The organism is Streptomyces iakyrus (genome assembly GCF_000717055.1).
In the GTDB taxonomy this organism is placed as follows: Bacteria; Actinomycetota; Actinomycetes; order Streptomycetales; family Streptomycetaceae; genus Streptomyces; species Streptomyces iakyrus.
Genome location: NZ_JNXI01000103.1, coordinates 1 through 398 on the forward strand (window position 1 = coordinate 1; position 398 = coordinate 398).

At 67.1% G+C, this 398-nt stretch carries 1 pseudogene; it reads right to left on the minus strand.

Going from position 1 to position 398, the window contains the following annotated elements:
- A pseudogene (locus OO68_RS48205) lies at positions 1-398 on the minus strand (IS3 family transposase); the annotation flags it as partial.

Sequence of the window (398 nt, forward strand, 5' to 3'; positions counted from 1 at the left end):
GCAGCGGGCCACTGATATGCCTTCACGGTGCAGTTGCCGCCAGACCTTTCGGACCCCGTAGACGCTGTAGTTGTCCGTGTGGACACGGCTGATCTGCGTCTTCAGATCGGCGTCGCGGACTGCCCGGACGCTGGGGGTGCGGCTCTTCGCCGCGTAGTAGGTGCTCGTCGCGATCTCGAGTCCGTGGCTGGTCAGGACTCGGCAGACCGGCTCGACTCCGAACACCTGGCGGTGTGCGTCGATGAACGCTACGAGCGCTTCGACGGCCGGTCGAGCTCGGCCGCGAAGAAAGCCGAGGCCGCCTTGAGGATCTCATTGGCCCGTCGCAGTTCGGCGTTCTCGGCCTTGAGCCGCTTGATCTCCGCGGCCTCCTCGGAGGTGACGCCGGGCCGCTGGCC